This is a genomic window from Pedobacter sp. UC225_65 (assembly GCF_042698365.1).
Classification (GTDB): domain Bacteria; phylum Bacteroidota; class Bacteroidia; order Sphingobacteriales; family Sphingobacteriaceae; genus Pedobacter.
Genome location: NZ_CP170550.1, coordinates 2,530,004 through 2,556,853 on the forward strand (window position 1 = coordinate 2,530,004; position 26,850 = coordinate 2,556,853).

At 38.4% G+C, this 26,850-nt stretch carries 27 protein-coding genes and 3 pseudogenes; 12 read left to right on the plus strand and 18 right to left on the minus strand.

The window, feature by feature from the left end; translation table 11 throughout:
* The 3 genes from ACFJIZ_RS13275 (at nucleotide 1) to ACFJIZ_RS13285 (ending at nucleotide 1,795) form a co-directional block, all read left to right on the plus strand.
* The gene (locus tag ACFJIZ_RS13275; RefSeq protein WP_379084753.1) at nucleotides 1–561 is read left to right on the plus strand and encodes a hypothetical protein; all 561 of its coding nucleotides are present in this window, start codon (nucleotides 1–3) and stop codon (nucleotides 559–561) included.
* The gene (locus ACFJIZ_RS13280) at nucleotides 470–805 is read left to right on the plus strand and encodes a hypothetical protein (protein WP_379084756.1); all 336 of its coding nucleotides are present in this window, start codon (nucleotides 470–472) and stop codon (nucleotides 803–805) included. Before ACFJIZ_RS13275 ends, ACFJIZ_RS13280 begins: the two co-directional genes overlap by 92 nt.
* Nucleotides 806–916: 111 nt before the next feature.
* Nucleotides 917–1,795 carry a pirin family protein gene (locus ACFJIZ_RS13285; RefSeq protein ID WP_379084759.1) on the plus strand — a complete coding sequence of 293 codons (879 nt, stop codon included), beginning with the start codon at nucleotides 917–919 and terminating at the stop codon, nucleotides 1,793–1,795.
* A gap of 227 nt (nucleotides 1,796–2,022) precedes the next feature.
* Here ACFJIZ_RS13285 and ACFJIZ_RS13290 read toward each other — a convergent pair whose 3' ends face one another.
* Nucleotides 2,023–3,075 carry a 2Fe-2S iron-sulfur cluster-binding protein gene (locus tag ACFJIZ_RS13290; RefSeq protein ID WP_379084762.1) on the minus strand — a complete coding sequence of 351 codons (1,053 nt, stop codon included), beginning with the start codon at nucleotides 3,073–3,075 and terminating at the stop codon, nucleotides 2,023–2,025.
* Between the two features lie 114 nt (nucleotides 3,076–3,189).
* Complete coding sequence (locus tag ACFJIZ_RS13295) at nucleotides 3,190–3,912, minus strand: lytic transglycosylase domain-containing protein (RefSeq protein ID WP_379084765.1); 723 nt, start codon at nucleotides 3,910–3,912, stop codon at nucleotides 3,190–3,192.
* A gap of 270 nt (nucleotides 3,913–4,182) precedes the next feature.
* Here ACFJIZ_RS13295 and ACFJIZ_RS13300 point away from each other — a divergent pair, with 270 nt between their 5' ends.
* The 4 genes and pseudogenes from ACFJIZ_RS13300 (at nucleotide 4,183) to ACFJIZ_RS13315 (ending at nucleotide 7,485) form a co-directional block, all read left to right on the plus strand.
* Entirely contained in the window at nucleotides 4,183–5,622 is a 1,440-nt protein-coding gene (locus ACFJIZ_RS13300; protein WP_379084768.1) for a pseudouridine synthase, read from the plus strand.
* Nucleotides 5,623–5,693: 71 nt separating this feature from the next.
* A pseudogene (locus tag ACFJIZ_RS13305) lies at nucleotides 5,694–6,799 on the plus strand (lactonase family protein).
* A gap of 8 nt (nucleotides 6,800–6,807) precedes the next feature.
* Entirely contained in the window at nucleotides 6,808–7,203 is a 396-nt protein-coding gene (locus ACFJIZ_RS13310; RefSeq protein WP_379084771.1) for a hypothetical protein, read from the plus strand.
* Between the two features lie 90 nt (nucleotides 7,204–7,293).
* Complete coding sequence (locus ACFJIZ_RS13315) at nucleotides 7,294–7,485, plus strand: hypothetical protein (RefSeq protein WP_379084774.1); 192 nt, start codon at nucleotides 7,294–7,296, stop codon at nucleotides 7,483–7,485.
* 65 nt (nucleotides 7,486–7,550) lie between these two features.
* Here the strand turns inward: ACFJIZ_RS13315 and bshA are convergent.
* The 6 genes and pseudogenes from bshA to tilS all read right to left on the minus strand — a co-directional run bounded on the left by bshA (nucleotide 7,551) and on the right by tilS (nucleotide 12,366).
* A pseudogene (gene bshA / locus ACFJIZ_RS13320) lies at nucleotides 7,551–8,691 on the minus strand (N-acetyl-alpha-D-glucosaminyl L-malate synthase BshA).
* A 179-nt stretch (nucleotides 8,692–8,870) separates the two neighbouring features.
* Entirely contained in the window at nucleotides 8,871–9,725 is an 855-nt protein-coding gene (locus tag ACFJIZ_RS13325) for an alpha/beta hydrolase (protein ID WP_379084777.1), read from the minus strand.
* Between the two features lie 137 nt (nucleotides 9,726–9,862).
* On the minus strand, nucleotides 9,863–10,351 hold the full coding sequence (locus ACFJIZ_RS13330; RefSeq protein WP_379084780.1) for a hypothetical protein: 489 nt from the start codon (nucleotides 10,349–10,351) through the stop codon (nucleotides 9,863–9,865).
* Nucleotides 10,352–10,504: 153 nt separating this feature from the next.
* Nucleotides 10,505–10,798 carry a hypothetical protein gene (locus tag ACFJIZ_RS13335; protein ID WP_379084783.1) on the minus strand — a complete coding sequence of 98 codons (294 nt, stop codon included), beginning with the start codon at nucleotides 10,796–10,798 and terminating at the stop codon, nucleotides 10,505–10,507.
* Nucleotides 10,785–10,985 carry a hypothetical protein gene (locus ACFJIZ_RS13340; RefSeq protein ID WP_379084786.1) on the minus strand — a complete coding sequence of 67 codons (201 nt, stop codon included), beginning with the start codon at nucleotides 10,983–10,985 and terminating at the stop codon, nucleotides 10,785–10,787. Before ACFJIZ_RS13340 ends, ACFJIZ_RS13335 begins: the two co-directional genes overlap by 14 nt.
* Nucleotides 10,986–11,034: 49 nt before the next feature.
* Nucleotides 11,035–12,366 (minus strand): tRNA lysidine(34) synthetase TilS, encoded by a 1,332-nt coding sequence (gene tilS, locus ACFJIZ_RS13345; protein ID WP_379084789.1) that lies wholly within the window; start codon nucleotides 12,364–12,366, stop codon nucleotides 11,035–11,037.
* Nucleotides 12,367–12,495: 129 nt separating this feature from the next.
* Between tilS and ACFJIZ_RS13350 the strand changes: the two genes are divergently transcribed.
* On the plus strand, nucleotides 12,496–14,769 hold the full coding sequence (locus tag ACFJIZ_RS13350) for an OstA-like protein (RefSeq protein WP_379084792.1): 2,274 nt from the start codon (nucleotides 12,496–12,498) through the stop codon (nucleotides 14,767–14,769).
* Nucleotides 14,770–14,818: 49 nt separating this feature from the next.
* Here the strand turns inward: ACFJIZ_RS13350 and rdgB are convergent.
* Together rdgB and ACFJIZ_RS13360 are read right to left on the minus strand one after the other, a co-directional pair.
* Nucleotides 14,819–15,397, minus strand: a pseudogene (gene rdgB, locus ACFJIZ_RS13355) (RdgB/HAM1 family non-canonical purine NTP pyrophosphatase).
* Between the two features lie 22 nt (nucleotides 15,398–15,419).
* The gene (locus ACFJIZ_RS13360; protein WP_379084795.1) at nucleotides 15,420–16,028 is read right to left on the minus strand and encodes a hypothetical protein; all 609 of its coding nucleotides are present in this window, start codon (nucleotides 16,026–16,028) and stop codon (nucleotides 15,420–15,422) included.
* 211 nt (nucleotides 16,029–16,239) lie between these two features.
* Between ACFJIZ_RS13360 and ACFJIZ_RS13365 the strand changes: the two genes are divergently transcribed.
* From ACFJIZ_RS13365 to ACFJIZ_RS13380, 4 genes are all read left to right on the plus strand, one after another.
* Nucleotides 16,240–16,725 (plus strand): hypothetical protein, encoded by a 486-nt coding sequence (locus ACFJIZ_RS13365; protein ID WP_379084798.1) that lies wholly within the window; start codon nucleotides 16,240–16,242, stop codon nucleotides 16,723–16,725.
* A 59-nt stretch (nucleotides 16,726–16,784) separates the two neighbouring features.
* A complete protein-coding gene (locus ACFJIZ_RS13370; protein ID WP_379084801.1) occupies nucleotides 16,785–18,146 on the plus strand; it encodes a peptidylprolyl isomerase in 1,362 nt (453 codons plus the stop codon).
* A 5-nt stretch (nucleotides 18,147–18,151) separates the two neighbouring features.
* Nucleotides 18,152–19,114, plus strand: coding sequence for an AAA family ATPase (locus ACFJIZ_RS13375; RefSeq protein WP_379084804.1), 963 nt, complete (start codon nucleotides 18,152–18,154; stop codon nucleotides 19,112–19,114).
* A gap of 143 nt (nucleotides 19,115–19,257) precedes the next feature.
* A complete protein-coding gene (locus ACFJIZ_RS13380; protein ID WP_379084807.1) occupies nucleotides 19,258–19,653 on the plus strand; it encodes a DoxX family protein in 396 nt (131 codons plus the stop codon).
* 6 nt (nucleotides 19,654–19,659) lie between these two features.
* On the opposite strand, the gene ACFJIZ_RS13385 is transcribed toward ACFJIZ_RS13380, so the two are convergent.
* The 8 genes from ACFJIZ_RS13385 to ACFJIZ_RS13420 all read right to left on the minus strand — a co-directional run bounded on the left by ACFJIZ_RS13385 (nucleotide 19,660) and on the right by ACFJIZ_RS13420 (nucleotide 26,781).
* A complete protein-coding gene (locus ACFJIZ_RS13385) occupies nucleotides 19,660–20,538 on the minus strand; it encodes a glycerophosphodiester phosphodiesterase family protein (protein WP_379084810.1) in 879 nt (292 codons plus the stop codon).
* Nucleotides 20,539–20,661: 123 nt separating this feature from the next.
* A complete protein-coding gene (locus ACFJIZ_RS13390; RefSeq protein ID WP_379084813.1) occupies nucleotides 20,662–21,516 on the minus strand; it encodes a nuclear transport factor 2 family protein in 855 nt (284 codons plus the stop codon).
* Nucleotides 21,517–21,589: 73 nt separating this feature from the next.
* Nucleotides 21,590–22,591, minus strand: a complete 1,002-nt coding sequence (locus ACFJIZ_RS13395; RefSeq protein WP_379084816.1) for a M28 family peptidase — start codon at nucleotides 22,589–22,591, stop codon at nucleotides 21,590–21,592.
* A 32-nt stretch (nucleotides 22,592–22,623) separates the two neighbouring features.
* Nucleotides 22,624–24,084, minus strand: a complete 1,461-nt coding sequence (cysS, locus tag ACFJIZ_RS13400; protein WP_379084819.1) for a cysteine--tRNA ligase — start codon at nucleotides 24,082–24,084, stop codon at nucleotides 22,624–22,626.
* A 49-nt stretch (nucleotides 24,085–24,133) separates the two neighbouring features.
* Nucleotides 24,134–25,249, minus strand: coding sequence for an endonuclease/exonuclease/phosphatase family protein (locus tag ACFJIZ_RS13405; protein ID WP_379084822.1), 1,116 nt, complete (start codon nucleotides 25,247–25,249; stop codon nucleotides 24,134–24,136).
* Entirely contained in the window at nucleotides 25,249–25,335 is an 87-nt protein-coding gene (locus ACFJIZ_RS13410) for a DUF6576 domain-containing protein (protein WP_379094033.1), read from the minus strand. Before ACFJIZ_RS13410 ends, ACFJIZ_RS13405 begins: the two co-directional genes overlap by 1 nt.
* A complete protein-coding gene (locus ACFJIZ_RS13415) occupies nucleotides 25,332–26,096 on the minus strand; it encodes a rhomboid family intramembrane serine protease (protein ID WP_379084825.1) in 765 nt (254 codons plus the stop codon). Before ACFJIZ_RS13415 ends, ACFJIZ_RS13410 begins: the two co-directional genes overlap by 4 nt.
* Nucleotides 26,089–26,781 carry a rhomboid family intramembrane serine protease gene (locus ACFJIZ_RS13420; RefSeq protein WP_379084828.1) on the minus strand — a complete coding sequence of 231 codons (693 nt, stop codon included), beginning with the start codon at nucleotides 26,779–26,781 and terminating at the stop codon, nucleotides 26,089–26,091. Before ACFJIZ_RS13420 ends, ACFJIZ_RS13415 begins: the two co-directional genes overlap by 8 nt.
* Nucleotides 26,782–26,850 lie beyond the last annotated feature (69 nt).

Below are 26,850 nucleotides of genomic sequence, written 5' to 3' on the forward strand. Positions count from 1 at the left end.
TTGGCATCTCCAGTTAGAACTAACCCTAAAACTGGCGTAACACACCGTTCGGTTTTAAAACCGATTGGTGGTTCATTTAGTGATAAAACGGTTGATTTTCATACAGGAATAGTTTCTACAGTAACAATCGAACCTGCAAATGAAGAAGAAATTGAAAATACAATTGCCGTAATGGGTGGTGAAGATTGGGCCATGTGGATTGATGCTTTAAAGGCTGAAAACTTGTTGGCTGATGGTTTTACAACCGTGGCCTATTCTTACATTGGCCCTGCGGTTACAGAAGCGGTTTATCGCAAAGGAACCATTGGTAGAGCAAAAGACAATTTAGAAGCTACAGCCTTTACCATTACCGATAAATTAACGGAAGTAAATGGAAAAGCTTACGTTTCTGTAAACAAAGCCTTGGTTACCCAAGCTAGTTCTGCAATTCCAGTTATTCCTTTATACATTTCTTTCTTGTATAAGATTGATGAAGGAAGATGGTATCCACGAAGGCTGTATCGAGCAGATCCAACGGCTGTATCAACAACGCTTATATACTGGCGATGCGGTTCCTGTTGACGAAAAAGGAAGAATTAGGATCGATGATTGGGAAATGAGAGCAGATGTACAAGAAAAAGTTGCTGCACTTTGGAAAAATGCAGATACCGATACTTTACCTACAACAGGTGATTTAGCGGGTTATAAAACCGATTTTTTAAACTTGTTCGGCTTTGATGTTGCTGGTGTAGATTACAATGCTGACGTTAACGAAATGGTAGATGTACCAGGATTGGTTGAAGCTAAAGAAGAAAGCGGCGAATAAAAAATAGCAACTCATTCACTAACAGAAATAAATTGACAATTGCAGACGCCCGTTTTTCAACGGGCGTTTGTTGTTTAATACCGAAAGCTTATCTTTAATAAAAAAATAGAGATGTCGAATATCAAGCTCATTATCGAAGAACGACCAAGTGACATTGGCAATTTTATGGTTGGCAGGCTATTGCCTTTCAGGGAGAAAAGAATGGTTGGCCCATTTTCATTTATCGACCACATGGGTCCGGCTTTAATGAGCGACCATATCAATTTAGACATCCCACCCCATCCACATATCGGCCTATCTACCTTAACTTATCTTTTTGAAGGGGCGATCATGCACAAAGACAGTTTGGGAACTTCAGTAGAGATCAAACCGGGTCAGGTAAACTGGATGACTTCTGGAAAAGGGATTGCCCACTCTGAAAGGACTCCAGAATATTTGCGTCACACCAATAAAATGTTGCATGGCCTACAGATCTGGGTTGCCCTGCCAAAAGATTTGGAGCAGATGGAACCAGAATTTTTTCATGCAGATGCAGATCAATTACCTGTTTGGGAAGAAAATGGGGTTCAATACAAATTAATTGCTGGTGAGGTGTTTGGACATCAATCGCCAATTCCGGTTTATAGCCCGCTCTATCTGTTAGAACTAAAAAGTACAAGTAAAACCAATGTCAAAATTGGCGACCAACTTTTCGGAGAAAGCGGCATCTACATTTTAGAAGGGGGTGTTGAAAGTGAGGGCAATACGTTTGGCCCAAAACAATTATTGGTTGCCAAAGAAAGTTCACTGTGCGAGTTTACGCTATTGGCCAATAGCACCATCTACATTTTCGGCGGAGAACCTTTCCCAGAAGAACGTTTCATCTATTGGAATTTTGTGGCTACGAGCAAAGAGCTGATCGAAGCAGCTAAGACGAAATGGTTAGCCCAAGAATTTGACCCTGTACCTGGCGAAACCGAGTTTGTGCCTTTGCCCGAAAGGAAGATCTAATTTTTATAAAGATTAAGCTCTATTCTCCCAGAACCTTTAACTTTTAATCTTCAACTTATTTAGAAAAGCACAAACTGTGGTTCTTCGCTTGCTGCAGTCCCGCTTTCCGTTCCAAGTCCTCGCTGCGCTGCGGGCTTTGCACTGTTATCGGGTTTATTTAACAAAAAACAGGAGTACTTTTGTAAGGCTGCATGCACTCAAAACATTCAACTTGTAATCTTTAACTTCTACTCCCAAGTAATGGTAGTTTCATTTTCAGTAGGACGGCCTGTACAAACCAAAACCCTGCCTTCGGCTATTTCCTGATCTGTTAAAACTTCATTGTAGTCCATCTTCACATGGCCAGAAATGCAAGTTGCCGTACACGTACTACAAACACCTCCACTACAGCTATAGGGCAAATCAATCTTATTTTCCAAAGCAACTTCCAAGATCCTTTTTGGATAAGGAATTAATAAATGGTGTACATTGCCCTTAAAGTGCAAATTGACAGAATAAGTATTGGTATCCTTTACTTTTTCCGTCATATCATCCTCGTCTACTTCATCCTCTGGCAGCACAAAAGTTTCCCGTTTCACATGGCTTGGTTTAAATCCCGCACCTAATAAGGTAATCCGACAAACATCCATGTAATCAACTGGGCCACAAGTATAAAACAGCACATCATTTCTATCAAAGCTCATGTTTTCTTTGACCAATTGGTTGATGAGAAATCCATTGAGCCTAGCCCGCATCAGGTTTTTAGAATTGCTGAAAAGATGGATAACCTTAAACCTTTCAGGATAAGCAACCTGCCATTTGGCAATTTCGTTGATGAACAAGGTATCCTCTGCAGAACGTGTACTATAGACCAATACGATCTTAGAATTGACCTCTTTAACCAATGCTGTTTTTAAAATAGATAACAACGGGGTAATGCCCACCCCTGCCGCAAAAAGAAAAACAGTTCTTTCCATTTCTTTTACCGGATGATAGGTAAACTGGCCATTTGGCTTGGCAACAGTTACGATATCTCCGACCGATAATTGATGATGGATAAATCTCGAAATCTCCCCATTTTCTACCAGTTTAACAGCTATCGTAATCGGCTCATCAATATCCGGCGAACTACAAAAAGAATAAGAACGCCTTAACTCCTTTCCATTGACCTGAAAAACCAAAGGCAAAAACTGGCCAGCTTTATAAACTAGTTTTACACCATTCACCGTTTCGAAATTGATGGTCAATACTTCGGCGGCTTGTTTTTCTACAGAAATGACACGGAGTTTTTGCAAAGACATAGAACTGCTAAAATAACAAATATAGGCTTATCCAAAGAAACTGTTCAACATGTGGGCGATAAAAAAAGCCATTCCAACAGGTGGAATGGCTTTAGTCCATTAAGTAAACAAATCTTATTCTACCATAGTATTTGTACTACCAGTATAAGCAATCAATGCTTTTTGGTTGGTATAACCATTACGTACGGGGTTTTCAAGAATTTCTTTCACAGAAATGAGTTTGTAAACATATCCACCTGTTTCACGGTTCAGTTTCATTTTGAAATAATTGTCTTGACTTTGCTTATTGATCTGCCTTTTCATGTGCGCATCTCCAACATTATAGGCCGCTGCAACTAAAGTCCAGCTTTCAAAAATACCATATAACTCTTTGATGTACTTACAGGCTGCAATGGTCGATTTTTTCAAGTTTTTACGCTCATCAACCCTACTGTTTACTTTCAATCCATAAGTACGGGCCGTACCTGGCATAAATTGCCAATAACCTGCCGCGCCTTTTGGCGAAGTACCATCTTGCAGTCCCGATTCTACTAAGGGCATGTATTTAAAATCGTTCGGGATACCATAAGCGGCCAAAATAGGTTCAATAATAGGAAACCATTCCGCGGCTTTGCGGTGTAAACGATTTGTTTGCAGATTTTGATAAGCAAAAGAAGCTAAAACCTTCTTCATTTTGCCCTTCACCTTATTATCGCCCAAAGGCAAGGTTTCGTCTGCAAATTCTAATTGAGCTAAGGTAAATGCTGGCTCTTCAGCTTGTTTTACTTTGGTGGTGAGATTGTTGTTTTTTAGATCTGTTTTTACTTCTGGTAGTGTATAAGCAAACACTTTTGCCATGACTAATAATGTTAAAATTATTACGCATGGAGTGAGGTGTTTCTTTATCATCTTCCTCCTTTTTTTGGTGAACAATTATAATTGGATTTGCAAAGATACAATACATTTAGTTAATTATCAAATAGTTACGTATTTTTCCGCAAAAATCAAGGTTTAAATGTGTTTAAACAGCGATTTTATTTAAGTGATTTTAGCTTGATTTTTACGAAATAGATTGTTGCATTTTTATTATCTTTGCACCCGCATATTTTATGTGGTTAAAAGCGTATCATGATAAAAAACAATAACAGGAACAGTCGCGATGACAAGTCCAAGGCGGGCGGAAGCAACGCAGGTAGAAGACCTGCAGGCACCGACAAACCCAAAGCAAGATTTAATGACAAAGACGGAAAAAGCAATTCTGGATTTGACAAAAAAGAAGACAAGGATAAAGACAAACGCAAATCTGGTTTTGCGGCAGGCGACAGAAAAGAATACAAACCCAGAACAGCTAGAGATGGTGATTCGAAACCATACTCATCGTCAAGACCTTCGGCAGGTAAAGATTTCAAACCAAGAGCCGACAGAGATGGTTCAGCCAAAGAATACAAACCTAGAACAGCAAGAGACGGAGATTCTAAACCTTATTCATCATCAAGACCATCGGCCGGAAAAGATTTCAAACCAAGAACCGAAAGCAACGAAAAAGGTGGCTTTAAACCTTGGGAAAAGAAAGAAAGTGGCAATAGTGGCTATAAATCAAAAGCGTATAAAGAAGGCAGCTCTAGAGACGATTCTGCTGAAACCAAGCGCAGTTACATTAAAAAAGACAATTACGCGAAAGATGGGGAGAAGCCAAATTTTGCAGATAGAAAAAGCGGTGCTTCTAGAAGTACAGATAGCCGCCCATATAGAAAAAGAGAAGATGGCGACTTTAAACGCAAAGATGACCGTGGTGAACGTGTATCTCCCGCTACAAGGGCCAGGAAAAATGCACCAGAGCCAAAAGACGATGGTTTAATCCGTTTGAACCGTTATATCGCCAATTCTGGAATTTGCTCTCGTCGTAAGGCAGACGAATTGATCGAGGCTGGTGTAATTTCGGTAAATGGCGTGCCCATTGCTGAGCTTGGCCATAAAATAGACCCTTACAAAGACGAAGTACGTTACAATGGCGAATTGTTGAAACGCGAAAAGAAAGTTTACGTTTTATTGAACAAGCCAAAAGATTATATCACTACAACAGACGATCCACAAGAACGTAAAACCGTAATGCAATTGGTTGAGAAAGCCAGTCGTGAGCGCATTTATCCAGTTGGACGTTTGGACAGAAATACTACTGGTTTAATCTTAATGACCAATGATGGTGAATTGGCAGATAAGCTATCTCATCCCAGAAATGGCATTACCAAGACTTACCATGTTGAATTGAGCAAAAATCTAAGCCAGGGTGATTTCAATAAAATCCAATTTGGTTTAGAATTAGAAGATGGTTTGATCAAACCTGATAACATTTCTTATGTGGCTGGTGCAAGTAAAAAAGAAATCGGCATCCAGATCCATAGTGGAAAAAACAGAATCGTACGTAGAATATTTGAACACCTAGGTTACGATGTGGTTAAACTTGACCGTGTTGTTTATGGCAACTTGACCAAAAAAGACCTTCCACGTGGCAGATGGCGCTTCTTAGAAGAACATGAATTGATTCAGATCAAACATTTGATAAAATAATCGATATTTTAAGTAATTTCACAAGATAAGACAACGTAAATCGTTGTCTTTTTTGTAACAACAGCTTTTGCATGAAAAAATACCTATTCTTTACATTCGTTTTATTCTTAGCATTCCATACCCAAGCGCAAACCTATAACCTATTGGTGGGCACTTATACCAACAAAGGGAATAGTGAAGGCATCTATGTTTATGATTATGACAACCAAACTGCCGAAACCAAATTGAAAAGTGTGGCCAAGAACGTGGTTAACCCCAGTTATTTGGCAGTAAGTAAGGATAGGAAATTTGTGTACAGCGTAAACGAAGATGGAAAGAACAGTGCTGTGAGTGCTTTTGGCTACGACCCAAAAAGTGGAAATCTTGTTTTCTTAAACAAAAAGCCTGCTGCGGGTGCAGTCCTTGTTACATCAGTGTTGACGATAAAAACGTAATCATAGCGAATTATAGTGGCGGTAGCATTGCTGTTTTCGGACGAAATGCCGATGGTTCATTAACCGATGCCAAACAGGTTGTTCAACATACAGGAAAAAGTATCGACCCTAAAAGACAGACAAGTGCGCATGTACACATGGTACAATTTACGCCAGACAAAAAATATCTATTGGTAAACGACCTTGGAGAAGACCATACCTATATCTACCATTATAACCCAAACAGTAAAAACCAGGTGTTGACGGTTAAAAATGTGATCAAAACCAATGCAGGTTCTGGACCCAGACATTTGACTTTTAGCCCTAATGGTAAGTTTGCCTATTTGGCCCATGAGTTTAATGGCAGCATTACTGCATTTACCTACGCTGATGGCAAACTAAACAAGGTGCAAGAAATTGGAACAATTGCCAAAGACTTTACGGGCAAGATTGATGGTGCCGATATCCATATCTCGGCAGATGGCAAATTTCTATACGAAACCAACCGTGGCGACGCCAATACCATTAGCACTTTTGCAATTCTTCCAACAGGAACGCTAAAATTGATAGACATTCAAAGTACCTTAGGGAAAGGTCCACGGAACTTTAGTATTGATCCTAGCGGTCGTTTCTTACTGGTTGCCCATCAATATACAAATGATGTGGTTATCTTTAACCGCGACCAAACTACAGGTAAATTAAAGGATAGTGGCAAAAGAATTAATGTTGGTGTTCCGGTGTGTTTGGTATTTAGCAAAAAATAAGCCCACTAATGAAAAACAATAGCTTAACTCCTCCACATCAATCATCAAAATGGCTTTTGACCTTATTGTTGTGTCTTGGCTTTTTTGTGTTTTCTGGCGGAGTAAGCAATGTGCAACCTGGTCAACATAGGGCTGTACAAACAGAATCTGTTATTGGTACGGCACAAAAGCACAATAACAGACTTGTTCATTATCATTACCGAGTTAATTCTGATGGCCAAAATGACCTGATCAACACCCCTGCTTTTGGCAACATTGTTTTAGTCCACTATCATCGCGCTTTACAGACCAAATTTAAACTGCTCCGACAACAATATGTCAATCAGAACACCAAGCAGTTTTTTCCTTTAAAAACCATACCTCAAGATTCTAAAGAATCTACTTTGTCTTTTCTTTTAGGATAATCCATCCTCTTCGCCAATTCATTTGGCTTTACCAATAGTTTATTTTTCAGGAAACCGATACCGCTATGGCATTGGTCAATTATTTATTTCATGAAATTTTTCAAAAAATTAATGCGTATCATCGTGTTGATATTTTTAATCTTACTGGCAACAGTTGGTGTAGGTTTGAGCGGAGGTATACCCACACCCTCTTCTGGAAGAAAAGAGAACACCATCGAAATCAGGACAGAAATTGAGGAGGAAGATGAGGAAAAACCAGACCAACAGATCAAACCTCAATAAATTCCAACCCAAAAAAAAGCTATAAAGAAGTAATTTCCTTATGGCTTTTATAAAAACTTTATTTTTTATCCTGTTACCAACGATTGTTGAAGCACCTCTGTATAATAATTGATATACATTGGCAATATCTTTTTAAGATCAAAATCTTTGGCACGTAGATAAGCGTGTTCTTTAAATTCTTTTAAAGTCTCATCATTTTCCAATATCAAGACTGCTTTTTTGGCCATATCTTCTACATCGCCAACATTGCTCATATAACCACAATAGCCATCTACATTCAGCTCTGGCAAGCCGCCTGCATTCGTAGTAATGATTGGTACTTTACAAGCCATGGCTTCCAATGCTGCCAAACCAAAACTCTCGGATTCTGATGGCATCAAAAACAGGTCTGATACCGATAAAATCTCTTCAATCGCATCTTGTTTACCTAAAAACCTTACATTTTCACAGATATTCAGTTCGCGGCAAAGCTGCTCATTGGCCGTACGTTCAGGGCCATCTCCTACCATCAACAATTTAGAAGGTATTTTTTCCTGTACCTTTTGAAACATCTTGATTACATCTTCTGTACGTTTTACTTTTCTAAAGTTTGAGGTATGAATCAAAATGCGCTCATTATTTGGGGCAATTGCCTTTTTAAAATGATCTTTTGGCTGTAGGCTAAAACGATTAAAATCTATAAAGTTTGGGATTACCTTGATGTCTTTCTGGATCTCGAAATGTTTATAGGTATCTTCTTTCAGATCTTCTGAAACCGTAGTTACACCATCACTTTGGTTGATAGAGAAAGTTACCACTGGTTTATAGGTTGCGTCTTTACCTACCAAGGTAATATCTGTACCGTGCAAAGTGGTTACAAATGGAATATTAATACCGTAGGTAGCTAAGACTCTGCTTGGCCATAAATGCTGCAGATGCATGAGGGATTGCATAATGTACGTGTAAAATATCAAGCTGTTCAAAGCGGACCACATCTACCAATTTACTGGCTAGGGCCGATTCGTATGGAGCATAATCAAATAAAGGATAATCCCTTACCGAAACTTCATGATAAAATAGATTGGCAGAAAAAAAATCGAGACGCGCTGGCTGGCTGTAAGTGATAAAATGAACTTGATGACCTTCATTGGCTAATGCCTTACCCAATTCTGTTGCTACAACACCACTACCACCGAAGGTAGGATAACAAACAATTCCTATTTTCATTAATATGATTTCTATTTAAGAACAAATTCAATACAGCAAATTAACCTATATCTTATTTAATTTGTGTTATCTATTGGTAATAAAATTAACGTAGAGTTTTTATTTTATCAATGCAGCTTATTTGTCCTATTGTAAGAAAAGAATTAATAGTTGTTGTTTGCGACCTACCTTACTTTTTATCAGTTTTTGGATAAGATCAACCTAAACGAATTTGAAACGGCTTGATGCAGGATCGTAGCATGATCTTCTTGAGGCAGATAGTCGAAATAGACTTTTACATTTTTGCTCTTTGTTCCTTTTAACTTTTCGGCCAAAAGATTTGCATCAACCTCCATCACTCTTGGCAATTCGGTTGGGGTAAGCCCTTCTTTACCTACACCAATATAAATGTCTGTTTTTTGGTTAAAGCTATCTTGAAAAATTTTCGAATCCTGACCAAGCAATGTGCCATTATCCCACCATAAACTTGGGCTTACAATAATATATTTGTTAAAAAGTGTTGGTTTTTTCAGTAAGATTTCTGTTTCCAACAGTCCGCCTAATGATTGCCCAATAATGGTTTTCGAAGCATTTGTTTTGTACTTTTTTTCGATAAAAGGCTGAAGCTCTTTTTCAATAAACGAGATAAATTGATCGGAATGTCCACTTGTTGGATACTTTTTTTTGTCTCCTTCAATCTTTGTTGGAAATGTAAAGTCCCTTCTCCTATCAACTGTTGCAATACCTACAATGATCGATTTGGGAACGTGATTTATCCATTCAAAACTGTTGAACTGAACAAGCCCAACAATATGGATAAAATCTTCATCTGCCGAACCATCAAGCAAATAGATTACAGGATATTTTGTGGTATCACTTTCGCGATAACCTTCAGGAAGATAAATATTCAATACCCTTTTCTCGGCCAATTCTTTTGACTGTATCTCGTCAATTACACCAAGGACAAAAGGCTTAGTATTATCTTTTTGTTGGGTTTTATTGGCTTGTGCAAAAACTAGGCTCGTGCTAAAAACAAGCACGAAAATTGTAATCATTCTGTTCATTTGTCTATCTGCTTAATATTGATATCCAGTCTGGAAACCATCAACTGCTGCGCCTACAAAAATAACATCCTAATTGGTATAGCTGCCTACTATTTACGATTAGCTAAAAAAAGCCTCTTACGCTGCAATTATTTGACTGTTTTGGCCCCACTAAACTTCAACTGTTGGTCCATCTTAGCGATTTTAACCTTAGATTTTTCGATATTGGCTTTCAGACTTACAATACTTTTTTGATTAGATTTTAAATTGTCAGCCAATTGATGGGCTTTTTTGGTATCATTATATGAAGTCTTCGCTGCACTTTTTGCTTTTTTGGCCAACTTCTGGTCGCCTGCATTGGCGATCATCTTTGCCGACATTTCTTTGCTTTCTTTCGTTGATCTGGTTACAAGATCATTTGCAGTAACAATGTCTTTTTCTAGTTTTTTTGTTTGTGCCTCGGCATTAGCCAATTTGATCTTTAGTCCGTTTAATTTTGTTGTTTCTTTCAATAAAGCATCTCTGGTTTTTAAAACCTCAATAGAAACTGGTTTAGGGGCTTCTTGTGCATTGGCCAAACCTGTAAATGAAACCAATAATGCGCCAATTCCTAAAATTAAAATGTGTTCGTTTTTCATCTGTTTATTTTTTTGAGTGTTAACTTGATAAGGACACAAGAAGCATGCCCAGTACAAAGTATGGGTATAAGTTCACAAAAGCATCCAAATTACTTTGAAATCAAGAAACAAGATATAGATTTTTGGGGAAATAAATCCCAATTAAGATGATGATCAGCTTTTCATCTCGGCCTGGATCACCAGATACATTTCATTGGGGCGTTGTGTACCAATAAAATATTCCAAGCCATCCCTATCGGTTAATACCACCGCGTCTTTACCAGAAGAATAAAACCTGATGCTTCCTTTGCGGTGAAGGTTATATACAGGATTATTGAACACATAATTACTGTAGGTTGCCTTGCGCACTTTTACGATGCTGTTCAGATCGATCTTCACTTTTTTGGCTGTCCATAAACCGTCTATAATTACACTTTTATTTTCGATACGGATTTTATACTGTATCAAGAAAAGAAGGATGATCGACACGCCAATGATGCCAAAACCCACTACTAAAAAAATCTACCGTATTGTCACGGTCACGTTCGTAAACATAGGCAGCAAAACAGAATGCAGCCATCAACAGCCTGATCGCAATACGGATATAATCGCGGCCGATGTACTGTTTTTCGATATAGACATGTTTCTGATCCATTATTGATAGCCTAATTGTCTTTTGGCGGCTTAAAACACACCAAGTAGGGTTATTGATTTAACAGTTCGAATATAGCAACTTTTTTTGTTGTTGTACTTACTTTATATCTATTGTCTTGTCGTAAACCAGCCACCCAGATTATTTCGCCGTTACCATTCAAAAGCAAGGGTACTTTTCCCTTTTTGGGTAAAGGCACTTTTTGCTCGATCAAAAAATCACTCAGTTTTTTAAACTGTTTCATTCCCAAGGGCATAAACTTATCTCCATCTTGCCTAAAACGAACAACCAAAGGAAAAATCAATTTATCTAGGTCTACAAATGCCTTGTTTGGATCATTTTCAACCACAGCCGAATCTGTATAAAGTAGCGAGATTACTTGTCCTCCAATTGAAATATTAAGATCGGTTGGGTGTATCAAAACCAATTGGTCTTGTTGCTTTGGCAAAACCGAGATGATCACATCCTCCCTATTGATGGTTACCCTATGGCTGTGGCTATAAAATGAGGTTCCACTTTGTTTAGTTAATGAACTTAGGTACTCATCCACAACTGCACTGGTAAAATGATAAGGGTTGAGCAGTTCAAAAAACAATAGTTTTTGAGGTCGAAGTGCTTTGATCTTCTCGATAGAAAGATAAATTTCTTCTCCTTTCTCTTCCATTACCATTGCTCTTGTTTGTGCGATGACCTGTTGTAAAACTTCTTCGGTTTCTGCAAAACGGACAATATTCTGTGCAAAAGTATGTTCCAGGTTGGGGTTGATTTCTCGAAGTTGTGGAATCACTTGAAGTCTGATCTTATTGCGGGCATATTTGGTACTGCCGTTCGAGCTGTCTTCTACAAAATTGATATCATGTTCTTCAACCAAATGGTCAATATCCACTCGTGTTAAAAATAGTAGTGGCCGTACAAGTTTTCCACGTTTGGGCAAAATGCCATGCATGCCACTGATACCGGTACCACGGGTCAAGTTCAATAATAAGGTTTCAATCGAATCATTTTGGTGGTGTGCCAAAGCGATAAAATCATACTTTTCTGCCTGTCTTATGTCTTCAAACCAGGCATATCGCAAGTCTCTGGCTGCCATTTGTGTAGAGACCTGGTGTTTTTCGGCATAGGCTTTGGTATCAAAATGTACCACATGAAAAGGAACCGCTAGATTTGCAGCCAATAGTTTTACAAATGCTTCATCACGTTGTGCTTCATCACCTCGTAAATTAAAGTTACAGTGTGCAATACTAAATCGATATCCTGCGAGTTTAAATAGCTGAACCATTAAAACAGAGTCTTTACCACCACTTACAGCCAACAAGATTTTATCCTCTTTGGTAAAAAGGGCATTTTTTTTGATGTAAGCAGTAAACTGGTCCAATGGTAACATGGTTCAAAAATATTTAATTTAACTAGGATAAGCTTGCTTCTTCCAAAAAAAATAAAAACAGTGTGGTTATCGCTAATTAACAGTTCACAACACTATAACCTAATTAAAATAAAACCCTAACTTTGTAAAGTGCAGAAATTACGCTTTTTCTTCCTTCTCATCTTGTTTCCGAGTATATTGTTTGCTCAGGAAAAATCAAAGGTCAATTTGATCAAATCAACTTCCATGCAGGTTGATAATAAAAAGAATATCAGCTATATCAAAAATCCAACGTTTAAACATGACAATGCTACATTGTCTTGCGATAGTGCCGTATTTTATATTGACCTCAACTATTTTGAAGCTTTTAAAAACGTACACATCAACCAGGCAGATACGGTAAACATTTTTTCTGACCTGCTCAATTACGATGGCAATAAAAAGATGGCACATCTGATCAATAATGTGCGTATGGTTGACCCTACATCGGTATTGACCACCAATATCCTCGATTACGATATGGGCTTAAAGATTGGTAATTATATCAATGGTGGTAAAATTGTAAATACCAGTAAGGAAGTAACCATTACCAGTAAAAAGGGATGGTATTTTGCCAATACCAATGATGCTTATTTTAGGTTCAATGTAGATGTAGTTACGCCACAGGTAAATATTAAATCGGATACCTTAGTTTACAATACCGCCAGCAACTGGACATTTTTTCATGGCCCTACCAACATCAAAGGCAAAGATGATAACCTATACACCGAAAATGGTGCCTACAATACTAAAAGTGAAAATGCGCTGTTTGGTAAAAAGAACCTATACACGCAGGGCAGCCGATCGTTAAAGGGAGATAGTCTATATTATTTTGGCAAGCAGGGTTATGGAAAAGCGGTTAAGAACATTGTGTTTATGGATACAGAAGACAATCTAGTTTTACGTGGACAATTGGGTGAGTATTATAAAATAGATGAACGGATCGTGGTCACCAAAAATGCTTACGTAGGTGTGGGAACTGCAGATTCTATTCTGATGGGTGGCAAAAAAATTCCAGATAGTTTATGGATTGGAGCAGATACACTTTTTGCACAAATGGTGCTTCAAAAAACATTGAAACTAATTCCTACACCGGTAATCTTAAAAGACAATGAAATAGGGGCAGAAACTGAGAAGGAGAAAAAAGAGAAGGAGGCTGCAAAGGCCGCCGCTGCTGCTGCCGCAAAAGAGGCTCCTAAACCGAAATCTACTACTGCAAAAACAGTCAAAAAACCTGAAAAATTAAGCAGAAAAGAACGAAAGGAAGCTGAAAAAGCCGCAAAAGAGGCCAAAGAAGGGGCAGGTTTAGTTGCACCGGTCTCCAAACCACCAGATAGTGTCAAGTTGAAAATTGATTCCGTCAAGAAAGATAGCCTAACAAAGGTGCTTGTAAAAAAAGACAGTTTACCGCCTTTGCAGCAAAAAACCATTCCAAAAGATAGTGTAAAAACGGTTGCCAAAACAATCGTTAAAGATGCTGTTGCCAAAAATGGTATACCTGTTCCTGCTGTAAAAACACCTATAACAAAAGGTGCACTTCAAAAACCTTTGGCTAAAGATTCATTACCTTTTGACCCTGCTGATACGGTGAGAACAAGAACAATTAAGGCTTTTCACAATGTAAGAGTATTTAAATCGAACCTGCAGGCGAAGTCTGATTCTCTATTTTATACAGCTGCAGATTCTACCTTAAGATGGTATCAAGATCCTATAATCTGGTCTGAAAACTCGCAACAAACCGGCGATACGATCTATGTCCAGTTCAAGAACAAAAGGATCAACACTTTACAAGTATTGAAAAATGGCTTTATGGTCAATACCGAGGGGGATTCGACCAAATTTAACCAGGTAAAAGGAAAATTATTTACAGGCTTTTTTAGCAATGGCGAATTGAGGACCTTATATGTGGATGGAAATGCTGAAAGCATCTATTATACCAAAGACAATAGTGGCGACCACATGAACCAGATGATCAGCGGAAGGATCAAGTTCAATTTTCTGGATAAGGAACTGAAAGACATCATGTCAGTAAAGGACAATGAGGGCGCCTATAGCAGCAACAATGAGATTCCGAAGGAATCGCATTTAACTGGCTTTATTTGGAAGCCCGAATTGCGGCCACTAAGCAAGGCAGACATTATCAGGGGTAGACCAGCAAAAAAAGTGGACAAGCCTGCAGATCCAGCGAAACCTAAAACCACACCTAAAAATACGGGCAAAACACCTGCTGGTACCAAAGCGATTCCACCTACTAAAAACACTACCACAGACAGCAAGGACCCGAAGAAAACGATTGTTCCAATAGTAAAACCTACTGCAGAAAAAATAAAGGCAGACAGCATCAAGATCGATACTACGAAAGTACCTGTTAAGTCTTTAAATTGACATGAGTTCTATCTCCTTGGTTCGTGTCGACAAGAGCCAAGTTTAAAAACTAGTTCTGTTGTAGAAAATCAATCAGCTTTTTCATTGCGATGGCGCGATGGCTGATCTGGTTTTTCTGGTCGATATCCATCTCTGCAAAGGTGATGTTGTATCCATCAGGCTCGAAGATAGGATCGTATCCAAAACCTTTGTCACCTGTTGGTACTGTTCTGAGTTTGCCATAAACCACACCTTCGAAAAGATAGTTGGCCCCATTTTGGAATTAAAAAATCACCGTTTTAAAACGGGCATTTCTGTTGCTAACCCCCTCCATTTTCTGTAGAAGGAACATCATATTTTCGTAATCGCCCCTGGCACCACTATACCTGGCCGAGTAAATTCCAGGTTCATTGTTTAGCGCTTCAACCTCTAAACCACTGTCGTCGGCAAAACAATCTAACTTGTAGTTTTGTACCACATATGAACTCTTCAAAGTAGCATTTTCTGCAAAGCTATCTCCCGTTTCCGGAATATCTACCTCGCAACCAATATCGGTTAGGTTCAATATTTGGTAAGTTGGTGCCAATAAAGCACGTACCTCGAGGGTTTTATTGTTGTTATTGGTAGCAAAAACTAGTTGATTGTTCAATTTAGTATGGATTGTTTTTCGATTATTTTAATTGTTGCAAACTGCCCCAAAGTGTTTTTTTACTTAACTGGTCGCTGTCTAAGTCGTGTAGGTTTTTGGTAAACACAAACCTTGTGTCGCCTACTTTCGCAATTTGATGTAAGGGTTGTTCGTTTAGCCCCAATTGCTGTGTTGCCACACCAAAAGACAATACCAATTGACACTTAAAGAAAGTTTTCAGCTCTTCGAATGCCGTATCAGGATAATGGGCATAATTGACCAAGGCGAAATCGTTATTGGTCAGTTCTATTGCTTTTACCAATTTTCTCAATAGCTCTGTCCCTACAGGAGTACTCACTTTGTTTTCCTTGTCATGTACCAGAATGAGGATACCTTTTTGGTTTTTACCTAAAAATTCAAAGCTAGATTCTTTTTGAATGATGGGCGTTGGCTCTTCAACCAGCGTAGGCTTTTCCGGTAGATTTTGATATTGGATATTGATCATGGGCATAACCGCAATTTCGGGAGCGGGCGCTTCGGCTACTGTAACAGGCTCTACAGAAGACATTTGGTTTTTATCCTCTACCAAATAAATATCATCGGTAAAAAATAAACGCAAGGCTTCGGCGTTACTTGTTAGTTGGCTATTCATCAAATTTATTTTATTAAAATATTTTCTGTTAAAATTAGTTAAATATCTTATTATAGCGTCTTAATTTGTTACTTTTATCCATTAAAAAAATATAGTTGTTGTCTTTGTGAGAAAAGTTTATTGCATTTCTATTTTATGCTTTCTTAATATCGCTTCATTTGCACAAAATGTGGCCTCTGTTAATGGGAAATCAATAAGTAGTAAAGAATTTATGTGGGTTTATAAAAAAAACCACGCAGGGGTAACCAGTGCTTCTTATCAGGAACTAGCTGCTTATTTGGATCTTTACATCAATTTTAAATTAAAAGTAATTGATGCAAAAGGGATGGGCCTTGATGTAGATACGGCCTATAAAAAAGAGATCAATGGGTATGAACAAGCACTAAAGGCCCAAAAGAAGGCATCTCCAAAAAACATCGAGTATAGTTTCATTATGAACGAGTACAGAGAGGGCGTTCTAATGTTTAATGCATCGGAAAAAAAGATATGGAGCAAGGTGCAGGACAATGAAAGCCAATTGCACGATTACTATAGCAAATACATCAGTAAATATGATGGCAAAGGCTTTGAAGAAGTAAAAGGTCAGGTGATTGCCGATTACCAACAAAGTTTAGAAGACGAATGGATCAAAGCATTAAAATTAAAATATACGGTTAAGGTTAATGAAGACGAATTGAAAAAACTAGCTAAACCCTAGTCAAATTTGTTATGCTAATTAATATTAACTTTGCCTTAAATACAATTGAATAAAATAGAATGAAGAAATTTTTGTTAATAGCAGGTGGTCTAATGTGCCTGTTTATAAATGTTCAAGCTCAAAAGAAGAATCTTGATAAAGTTGTAGCGGTAGTGGGAAGCAATATCATCCTTTTGTCTGATCTGAACCAACAATATGCAATCTACCTTAATCAAGGTAATCCACCTGACGATAGGGTTAAATGCTACTACCTACAAAGCATGTTAACGCAAAAATTATTGAAACAACAGGCCGAAATCGATTCGATCATGGTTGATGATGCCCAGGTTGACAGCGAGCTTGATAAACGTATGCGTTACCAGATCCAACGTATGGGTGGTCAAGAAAAACTAGAAAACTTCTTACACAAATCAATATTACAGTACAAAGACGAGATGAGACCCGACATTAAAGAGGGTTTAATTGCACAAAAAATGCAGTCTAAGATCACAGAACATGGTGCCGTTACCCCGCAAGAGGTAAGACAATATTTCAACACTTATCAAAAAGATAGCTTACCAGATATCGGTACCGAGGTAGAAGTTGGTGAGATTGTACTTTCGCCAAAATTAACCAAGGTAGAGAAACAAAAATATTATGACAGACTAGATGCAATAAGGTTGCGTATAAAAAGTGGAGAAGATTTTGCTTTCTTAGCCAAATCATATTCTGAAGATCCAGGTTCTGCTGCCGAAGGTGGTGATTATGGTTTTATCGATAGAACTACCATGGTGAAAGAATTTACAGCTTGGGCCTTTAAACTAAAAGCGGGAGAAATGTCGCCGGTTTTTGAGACTGAATTTGGTTATCACATTGTGCAGGTATTGGAACGTAGAGGTGAACAAGCGCACGTTAGACATATTTTGATCAAACCGCAAACTACGCCTGCAAGTTTAGAAAGAGTAAGGTTAAAGGCTGATAGTATCTATAAAGACCTGGAAGACAAAAAACTGACCTTCTCTCAAGCTGCTTCTTTATATTCGGACAATAGAGAAACCCAATACAACGGGGGGATGATGTTGTATGCTGATGAGGTAACATCTAGGACAACTTTTATTCCTGTAGAGAAATTAGATCCTTCTGTATTTGTGGTGATCGATACCATGAAAGTTGGAGAAGTTTCGAAACCTATTGCATATAAAAGCGAGCAAGATGGTAAAGAAGGTTATAAAATATTCTTGTTGAAATCTAAAATCCCTCCTCATAAAGGTAACCTAGAGCAAGATTATACCAAATTTAAAGAAAGAGCGCAACAAGAAAAAGATGCCAAAATTGTTAAGGAATGGTTTGAAAAACGCAAAGAAACCACCTATATTAGAATTGACGACGAATTTGCAACTTGCGACGAATTGAAACTCTGGGTTAAAAACGACAAAAAATAGTTTACATGCAGTTTAACAATGAAGTAGAGGCTGTAAACGCACTGCACCAATCTTATAAAAACATCAAGGCCGAAATTGGCAAAGTTGTTATCGGGCAAGATGAGATGATCAAATCAGTACTCATTGCAATTTTTAGCAATGGGCATTGCCTTTTAGTTGGCGTACCGGGTTTGGCCAAAACCTTGTTGGTACAGACTGTTTCAAATGTGCTGGACCTGAATTTTAACCGTATCCAGTTTACACCGGATTTGATGCCTAGCGATATTATCGGAGCTGAGATTTTAGGTGAAGACAGACACTTTAAGTTTATTAAAGGACCAATATTTTCAAATATCATTTTGGCAGATGAGATCAATCGTACGCCACCAAAAACGCAGGCCGCTTTGTTAGAGGCCATGCAAGAAAAGGCCGTAACCGCTGCCGGACACACGCATCACCTGCCACAACCTTTCTTTGTTTTAGCTACACAGAACCCTATTGAGCAGGAAGGGACTTATCCACTTCCTGAAGCGCAATTGGATCGTTTTATGTTTAACATCCAGCTAAATTACCCAGCCTTCGCAGACGAGCTGACCATTGTTAAAAACACAACCAGCAACAAAGAAGTCAAGCTTGAAAAGATCATCAGTGCAAGTGAAATCCAATATTTCCAGAAGTTGATCAGAAATATCCCTATTACGGATAACGTGTTAGAATATGCGGTTAAATTAGCGGCCAAAACAAGACCAAATACGGCTTTGGCTTCAACGGCAATAAACGATTACGTTTCTTGGGGTGCTGGGCCTAGGGCTTCTCAATTTTTGGTATTGGGTGCCAAATGCCATGCAGCTATTTCTGGCAAATATGCTCCAGATATTGAAGATGTACAAGCAGTTGCAGAACCGATCCTACGCCATCGTATTGTGCGAAACTACAGGGCAGAGGCCGAAGGTCTATCCATCGAGCAGATGATCAAAGACCTATTCTAAGCTTTTTAGTTTACACCTCCCTTTTTAGTCGCATCATTTAAGATGATGTGATGACTTATGTATTTCTGAGATTATCTTTATATTAGTAAGAAGAAGTACCACATAAAGTGAATGCTTTATCCTAAAATATATTGTTAAACAACATGAAAAACAGCGCTCTCGTTTTAAGAATAGCCATGGCTATCATTCTTTTATCGCATGCCATACCAGGAATGTTCGATGGTGGAATCAATGATTTTGGAAATTTGTTTTTAAACCAGATCGGATTTTCACCTTTGGGTGTACCCATTGCTTGGGCCGTCAAACTATCGCATGTATTATGCGCTGCACTTTTGTTGTTGAACAGATATGTTAAACCCGCAGCCATCCTTACCATTTTGGTGCTGATCATGGGCATTATCTTGGTGCATTTTAAAGAGGGATGGTTTGTGGTAGGCGGAGGAAGAAATGGCGTAGAATATAATTTCTTATTGATCTGTGTGCTAATTGCAATTATGTTTCAAGACAATACCAAAAATCCAGCTAAAATTAATCCTTAATTATAATTAGTTCAACTGCCCCATGATATTAGGGTAATCGGTAATGACCCCATCTACCCCAAGCCCCATTAGGTATTGGATATCTTTAATGGAGTTTACCGTCCATGGGATGATCTTGATTCCGGCGGCATGACATTTATCAACTAATGTTTTACCCACCAATACCGAATAAGGACTGTAGATCGTAGGGTTAAATCCGAGGTCTTTGATATTGTTCTCAAAATCTTCCTTTTCATCTATACCTAAAGAAGTCCGTATTTTAGGATATTTCTGATGTACATATTGTAAGGTTCGGATATCAAAAGATTGGATGATTACCCTTTTTTCCAGTTTCTTTTTCTTTACGATATCCATGATGATCTCTACATATTCCTCCGGGCTAGGTTGAAATTCGCCATCACCTTTACGGATCAGCTTTGTTTCTATGTTGTAATCTGGTTTGGCCAATTTGTTAAGTTTAACATACGCCTCAACAGAATCTATCAATTCGCCCAGCAAAGGTTTGTAAGCTTTAAACTTTTGTTGACCCAAAAAGCGGGGATGGACCTTGCTGCCTACATCAAACTTTTTAACTTCGGCATAATCCATTTTATAGATATTGTATTTCTTTTCATCTTTTAAGGTAATGGGCTTACCATCTGGAGTTAAACTGAACTCGTGGTTAAAATAAGGCTCCTGCGATACTACAGCTTGTTTGTCTTTAGATATTACAATATCCATTTCTAAAGTAGTTGCCCCTAATTGTAGCCCTTTGATCATTGCTGGAATCGTATTTTCGGGCATAATGCCTCTAGCGCCACGGTGACCTTGGATGTCAAATTTCTTTTGTGCGAAAGCATGGATGGTAATTGTAGAAAGTAGGATCAGTAGGATGTGTTTTTTCATTATAAATTCTTCTTCAATAATAACGCCAAGATGTTTGGCTTATTGGCATAATTAGGGCAATTTGCATAAAAAAAGGATTTCTGCTGAGCTGAAATCCTTTTGTGTATATATGGAGTTGTTCAATTAGCGCTCGGCCAAGGTAAACAGCTGGGTAGTGATGTTCCAGCTAAAATCTGCCTGGCGTTCCCAGATAAATACATAGTGGAAACTTTCTCTTAGGTCGGCTTTATAATCAATAGTAGCAATACCATAAGTATAAGCAATATCTCCGCCTAAAGCTTTATCAGCTGAAGTGGTTTTTAGGCTGATCTTATCAATCATCCTATTGTTAAAGGCTTGGATTTTATCTTTTCCAACGATCAGGTCAGTTCCAGGGAACATCAATTGTGCATCTGGGTTTAAGAAACCTGCAAAAGCACTTGCACCATGGGTTTTTAACATGGTATTTAAGGTTTTTTCAGTTGTATAGATAATGTCTCTACTTGCCTTGATTTCTTTATCTGTTGCAAACTTAGGGGTATAGTGGTCTTTTGGCTCTTTAAAATCTGGTGGCATATTTACCAAAGGTCTGTTGGTTTCTGCACCTAGACTTAAGATATATTCCCATTTACCTTCTTTGGCTCTCCATATCGACAAATAATGTCCGTAAGACTTTGGCTCACCTTCTACTACATAACTTCCTGTAGTAAAGCCCAAATCGCCACTTCTTGCTACTCTTGCATAGTTCACTGTCCAGTTCAGGTTTTTCATATCTGGTGCAGTTGCATAAAAAGTTTTTGCATTTACCGGGTTTGGTCTAAATACAATTGCATCACTGGCCGCGTATTTTACAAAAGCTTCTCTAGTGCCATTTTTAGTTGCAGCTTCTGCAAAGGCTTTCTCTGCATTTACCAAAGATTTGGTTGTTCCGTCTGCTTTTTGTGCAAAAGCATTTAAGCTTAAAGATGCGGCTAAAACCGTATATATAATTTTCTTCATTGTTAATAGTAATATGGTACGAATATAAGATTAGAATAATAAGCTGAAATAAAAAGTAATTAACAATTACACACTAGCTTACAGGTTTTTCTCTATAGATGACCTCTAACACGGTCTGTCCTACCGCTTTTAACGTATTTTTATCAATGTTGTTAAGGTTATCCAATTGGGTGTGCCAGTTTACATAAAACTTACCAGTATTTGGATCAGGATTTGAATAATCAATGATATCAATACATGGAATACCAGCTTGGTTTACCCAAAAATGATCGTCGATGATGTTACCAGAAGTTTCATTAACAAAATAAGCAGAATGGCCAATTTCATTTCCAATGTCCCAAACTTTTTTAACCACATTAGGTGCATACCTTCTAGAAACTTCATCTTGCGTAAACCGTGCATTTCCACCTCCTACCATATCCAGGTTGATGGCATACATTGCCTTATATCCTTTTACATGAGGGTTTTTTGCCCAATATTGCGAACCCAAACACCAAGTGCTTTCATTTGGGGTTTGGTCGTCGTCCTTTCCATAATCCTCAATGTCCCACAAAATAAAATCAACGCCCACATTTGGTTGCCTTTGTTGTATTTGACGGGCCATTTCTAAAATTACCGCTACCCCACTTGCGCCATCATTTGCCGCATCAAAAGGTTTGTCTTTCATCTCCTCATTTGGGTCTTCATTAGAAAAAGGACGTGCATCCCAGTGGGCAGTGACCAAAACCCTATCTTTTTGGGTGGGATTGAACGAGGCAATGATATTTTTTAGTGTATGGTTCTTTCCATCGTAAGTTTTAGCTGGTGCTTCTTGCACTGTTACTGCAGCCCCAAAAGATTTGAACTTCTCTACCAGATAAGCTGCGCATTTGGCATGTGCTGCTGTAGATGGGATACGTGGACCAAAATCCACCTGTGCTTTAGTGTAGGCAAACGCGCTATCAGCATTAAAATCTGGTGAAAGCAACTTCACCTCACTTGTTGCCGTTTCTGTACTTTCTGTAGGCTTATCATTTCTACAAGCCTGTAAACTTGCCAATGCAATTAATGGAAGTATGAAAAGTTTTTTATTCATGGTGATCAATATGATTTGCTAGTACTAGGTAATTAATTCTTGCTCCAAGTAGTACCGTCTTTGCTATCTTTTAACTGTATACCTATATTTTGAAGACCAACACGGATCATATCTGATGTGGCATAATCTTTATTTTCCTTGGCATCTTTTCGCAATGCGATGACCATGTCCAGCACTTCATTCAGTTCAGTATTGCTCGAATCTTCGTCCTTAAGTCCAAAAACTTCAAATATAAAATCGTGCATTAGGGTTTTCAACTTGTCCAACTCCGCGGCAGAGATTTTCAAAGCACCATCGTATACCGTGTTGATGATCCGCACAGCTTCAAACAGTTCTGCAATAACCACAGGGCTATTGAAATCATCGTTCATGGCATTCTCGCAGTTCAACCTGATCGGATCTATTTCTACCTCACCATGCTCACTTGCGATCAGCTTTGGCAATAAACCTACTGCATTCATCAACCTTCTAAAACCTTTTTCAGAAGCATCTAATGCATCGTTAGAGAAATCTAATGTACTGCGATAATGTGCTTGTAGCATAAAGAATTTCACCGTCATCGGGCTATACCCTTTTCTTAATAGTGGATGGTTACCTGTAAACAATTCGCCCGGCAAAAAACCATTACCCGCCGATTTAGACATCCTTGTACCATTAACCGTTAACATATTGGTATGCATCCAGTATTTGGCGGGTTGATGATGGCTACATGCTTCAGATTGTGCAATTTCGTTGGTATGGTGTGTAGCCGCCAGATCCATTCCTCCGCCATGGATATCAAATTCCTGACCTAGGTACTTGGCACTCATGGCCGAACATTCGATATGCCAACCTGGAAAACCCATGCCCCATGGAGATGCCCATTGCATTAAGGTTTCTGGTTTTGCCTTGATCCAAAGTGCAAAGTCCAATCGCCCGCGTTTATCATCCTGTCCACCCAGTTCTCTGGTATTGGCCAACATGTCTTCTAGGTTGCGATTGGTTAAAATGGTATAATTATATTGTTGACTATATTTTTCTACATCGAAATAGATGGTTCCATCTACCTCATAAGCATAACCATTTTTGATGATTGTTTTGATCATTTCGATCTGCTCAATAATATGCCCTGTTGCCGTAGGTTCGATACTAGGTGGTAAAGTGTTGAACATCCTTAATACGTCGTGGAAACCCAAGGTATATTTTTGGACAATCTCCATTGGCTCCAATTGCTCCAACTTTGCCCTTTTTGCAAATTTATCATCACCCTCATCCCTATCGCCTTCCAAATGGCCAGCATCAGTGATATTCCTTACATAACGAACTTTGTAACCACTGTATTTCAGGTATCTAAAAATCAGGTCGAATGAAATAAACGTACGACAATTACCCAAATGCACATCGCTGTAAACAGTTGGTCCACACACATACATACCCACATGTGGGGCATTTAAGGGTTGGAATAATTCCTTTTTTCTAGAAATGGTATTATATAATTGAAGGTCTTGTTTCATGCTGCAAATGTAAATAAAAGCCCTTGATCTTTTAACAGAAAGGCTAAACTTAAGGTTTCGATGACTTTAGGCGCAAGTCGCTACGTACCGGAAAATGATCTGATAATTTGGCTTCTATAATATGGTAATTGGTAATCTCTATGTCTGGTGTAGTGGCAATATAATCAATCTGGAAATTCGGGAACTTGCCATTATAGGTACGGCCTAGTCCCCTACCTTGTTTTACAAAGGCATTGTTTAACGAATCGGTCATTTTTGTAACTGCATATGATGCCGGAGTATCGTTAAAATCCCCTGCAATCAAATAAGGTGTTTTACAGGTTTTCATGTGTGTTTTCATCAAATCTACCTGCGCACTTCTCTTTTTGAAAGCTTCTCTCAACATGCGCACAATCCTTTTCGAAGAACCCATCTGTGCATCCATTTCTTTTACCTTATCTAAATAAGTATAGTCTTCTTTTTCGAAAGAAATAGATTGCAGGTGCACATTATATACCCTTAATGGGTTGCCTTTGATGTTAAGACTTACATAAATACTTTCATTACCCGAGCCCGGTTCAAAAATGATGTTGCCTTGGTTTTCGATTGGATGTTTAGAAAAAATGGCCAGTCCAATGGCTTCTGTTCGGCTCCGCATGGTAGGCTGGAAGTAATAATAGTTGGTATTAAGCAGTTTCATTAAACTATCAACTGTATCATAAGGCCCTTTAAAACGGGTATAAAATTCTTGGAAACAAATGATATCAGGATTTTGCTCTTTTACGATGTTGAGCATTTTTTCCTTTACTTCGATGGTATTTTTGTCTCCGAAAGGTTTAAAATTATGCACATTATACGTCATCATCCTAACCAGATCTGCATCTGTTTTCTGCTGGTCGCCAATATTACCAAAAAGACCAAATGTGGCCATTAGGGTATTCCACCCTGAAAAAATCAGGGCTAATGTAACCAAAGAAAAAATCCATTTCTTTCTGATTACCCACCAGAACAAGGCGATAAAATTGGCCAATAAGAAAAAAGGATAGGCCAAGCCAAAAAAAGCAAGCACAATGTGCTGACGAGGATCATTTTTACCTGCCAGAATACCACAAATCAAACCAATGGCCACTACAATAGCCATAAGCATGATCAGTTTATCCAGTAATGTTAACCTCTTCTTTTTCATTAATTTTTGCTAGCCTTAAACAAAGTCTCTTTTTCTGCTCTGCTTAATTTATCATATCCTGTTTTAGAGATCTTATCTAAAATCAAATCGATCTCTTTTGATTGACGGTATTTGTTTGTTGTTTAACGTTGTTGTTTTTAACGACTTTCAGTTTAGGTTTCTTCTTAAAGATACTACTTAGGTCTGTTCCTTTTTGCAAGAACTTGATATATAAAAATCCAAATAGTGCACCACCCAAATGTGCAAGGCTACCTCCTGCATTGGCCGATTGCATGGCGATCATATCCAAGATCACGTAAACCAACAATAGGTATTTGATCTTCACATCACCAATAAACATCAAGCGGATGCTATAATTTGGCACCAAGGTAACGGCGGCCGCAAAAACAGCCATTACAGCTGCTGATGAACCAATAACTGTACTCTCACTTACCAATGGTTGATAAACTGGAACCAAGTTATAGATCAAAGCAAAAAAGATGCCCCCCAATATGCCTCCACCTAAATAGACGAAGTGGAACTGTCGAGGTTTTACAAAGTCTAAGAAGATCTGACCCATCCAATATAACCAAAGTAGATTGAACAAAATATGAAAGACACCTTGATGAAAAAACTGATAGGTTAAAAGGGTATAAAACCGTGTAGGCCACAAGGCTGGCGATGATGGAAAGGCCAGGTAATCATTGATGAAACCGGCTACCGCATCGGGCATTTTGGCAAAAAAGAAAACGACACTGATCAACGAAAAAACAACAAAAATAAGCGCATTGACCCCAATGTATAACAACACAGGGTTGCCAGACTTAAATAATTTTAGTTTTAACTCAGCCCACAAACTGTTATTCATAATAATCGTAATAGGTGTTTTTGTTCTTCCAAAGCTTAACTAAGATATAACCTAATAACGCTCCGCCCAAATGTGCAAAGTGGGCTATCGAATCTCCTTGAAACCTAGCTACCCCTAAGAACAACTCTATAACGATATAAACCGGAATGATGTATTTCGCCTTTACAGGAACAGGGATAAACATGATGTACATTTCCAGATTAGGGTACAACATGGCAAAAGCCACTAATATCCCAAATATGGCACCAGAGGCACCTACCATTGGCCCAAAATAAATACCTTGTAAGGTCTTTATATATTCTTGACTAACCTTCAAGGTGTCCAGGTCATTTACTGGCGAACCCGTAATCTGGTAAACTTCAAAAGCTTGAACGGCCCACTGCAGTGCCAATGCACCCAAACCAGTGATCAGGTAAAAATTGATAAAACGTTTACCGCCCCAATGCGCCTCTAATATGCTACCAAAAGAATACAAAGCAAACATATTAAAAAAGATATGTGCCATATTTGCATGCATAAACATGTAGGTAATGGGCTGCCAAACGTTAAAATAAGGAGAGTTGAAATAGAAAACAGCAAGGTATTTATCCAAATAAATTCCTTGTTGTTCAAAAAGCCAAGTCGCAAAAAAGAAAATCACATTGATAATGAGTAAATTCTTAACTACTGGGGTAATATTATTCATATGTTTTTGTTCGTTTGTTCGTTCATATTGAGGAAATGGAGATGGGTAATTATTGTTTATCTCTTCATT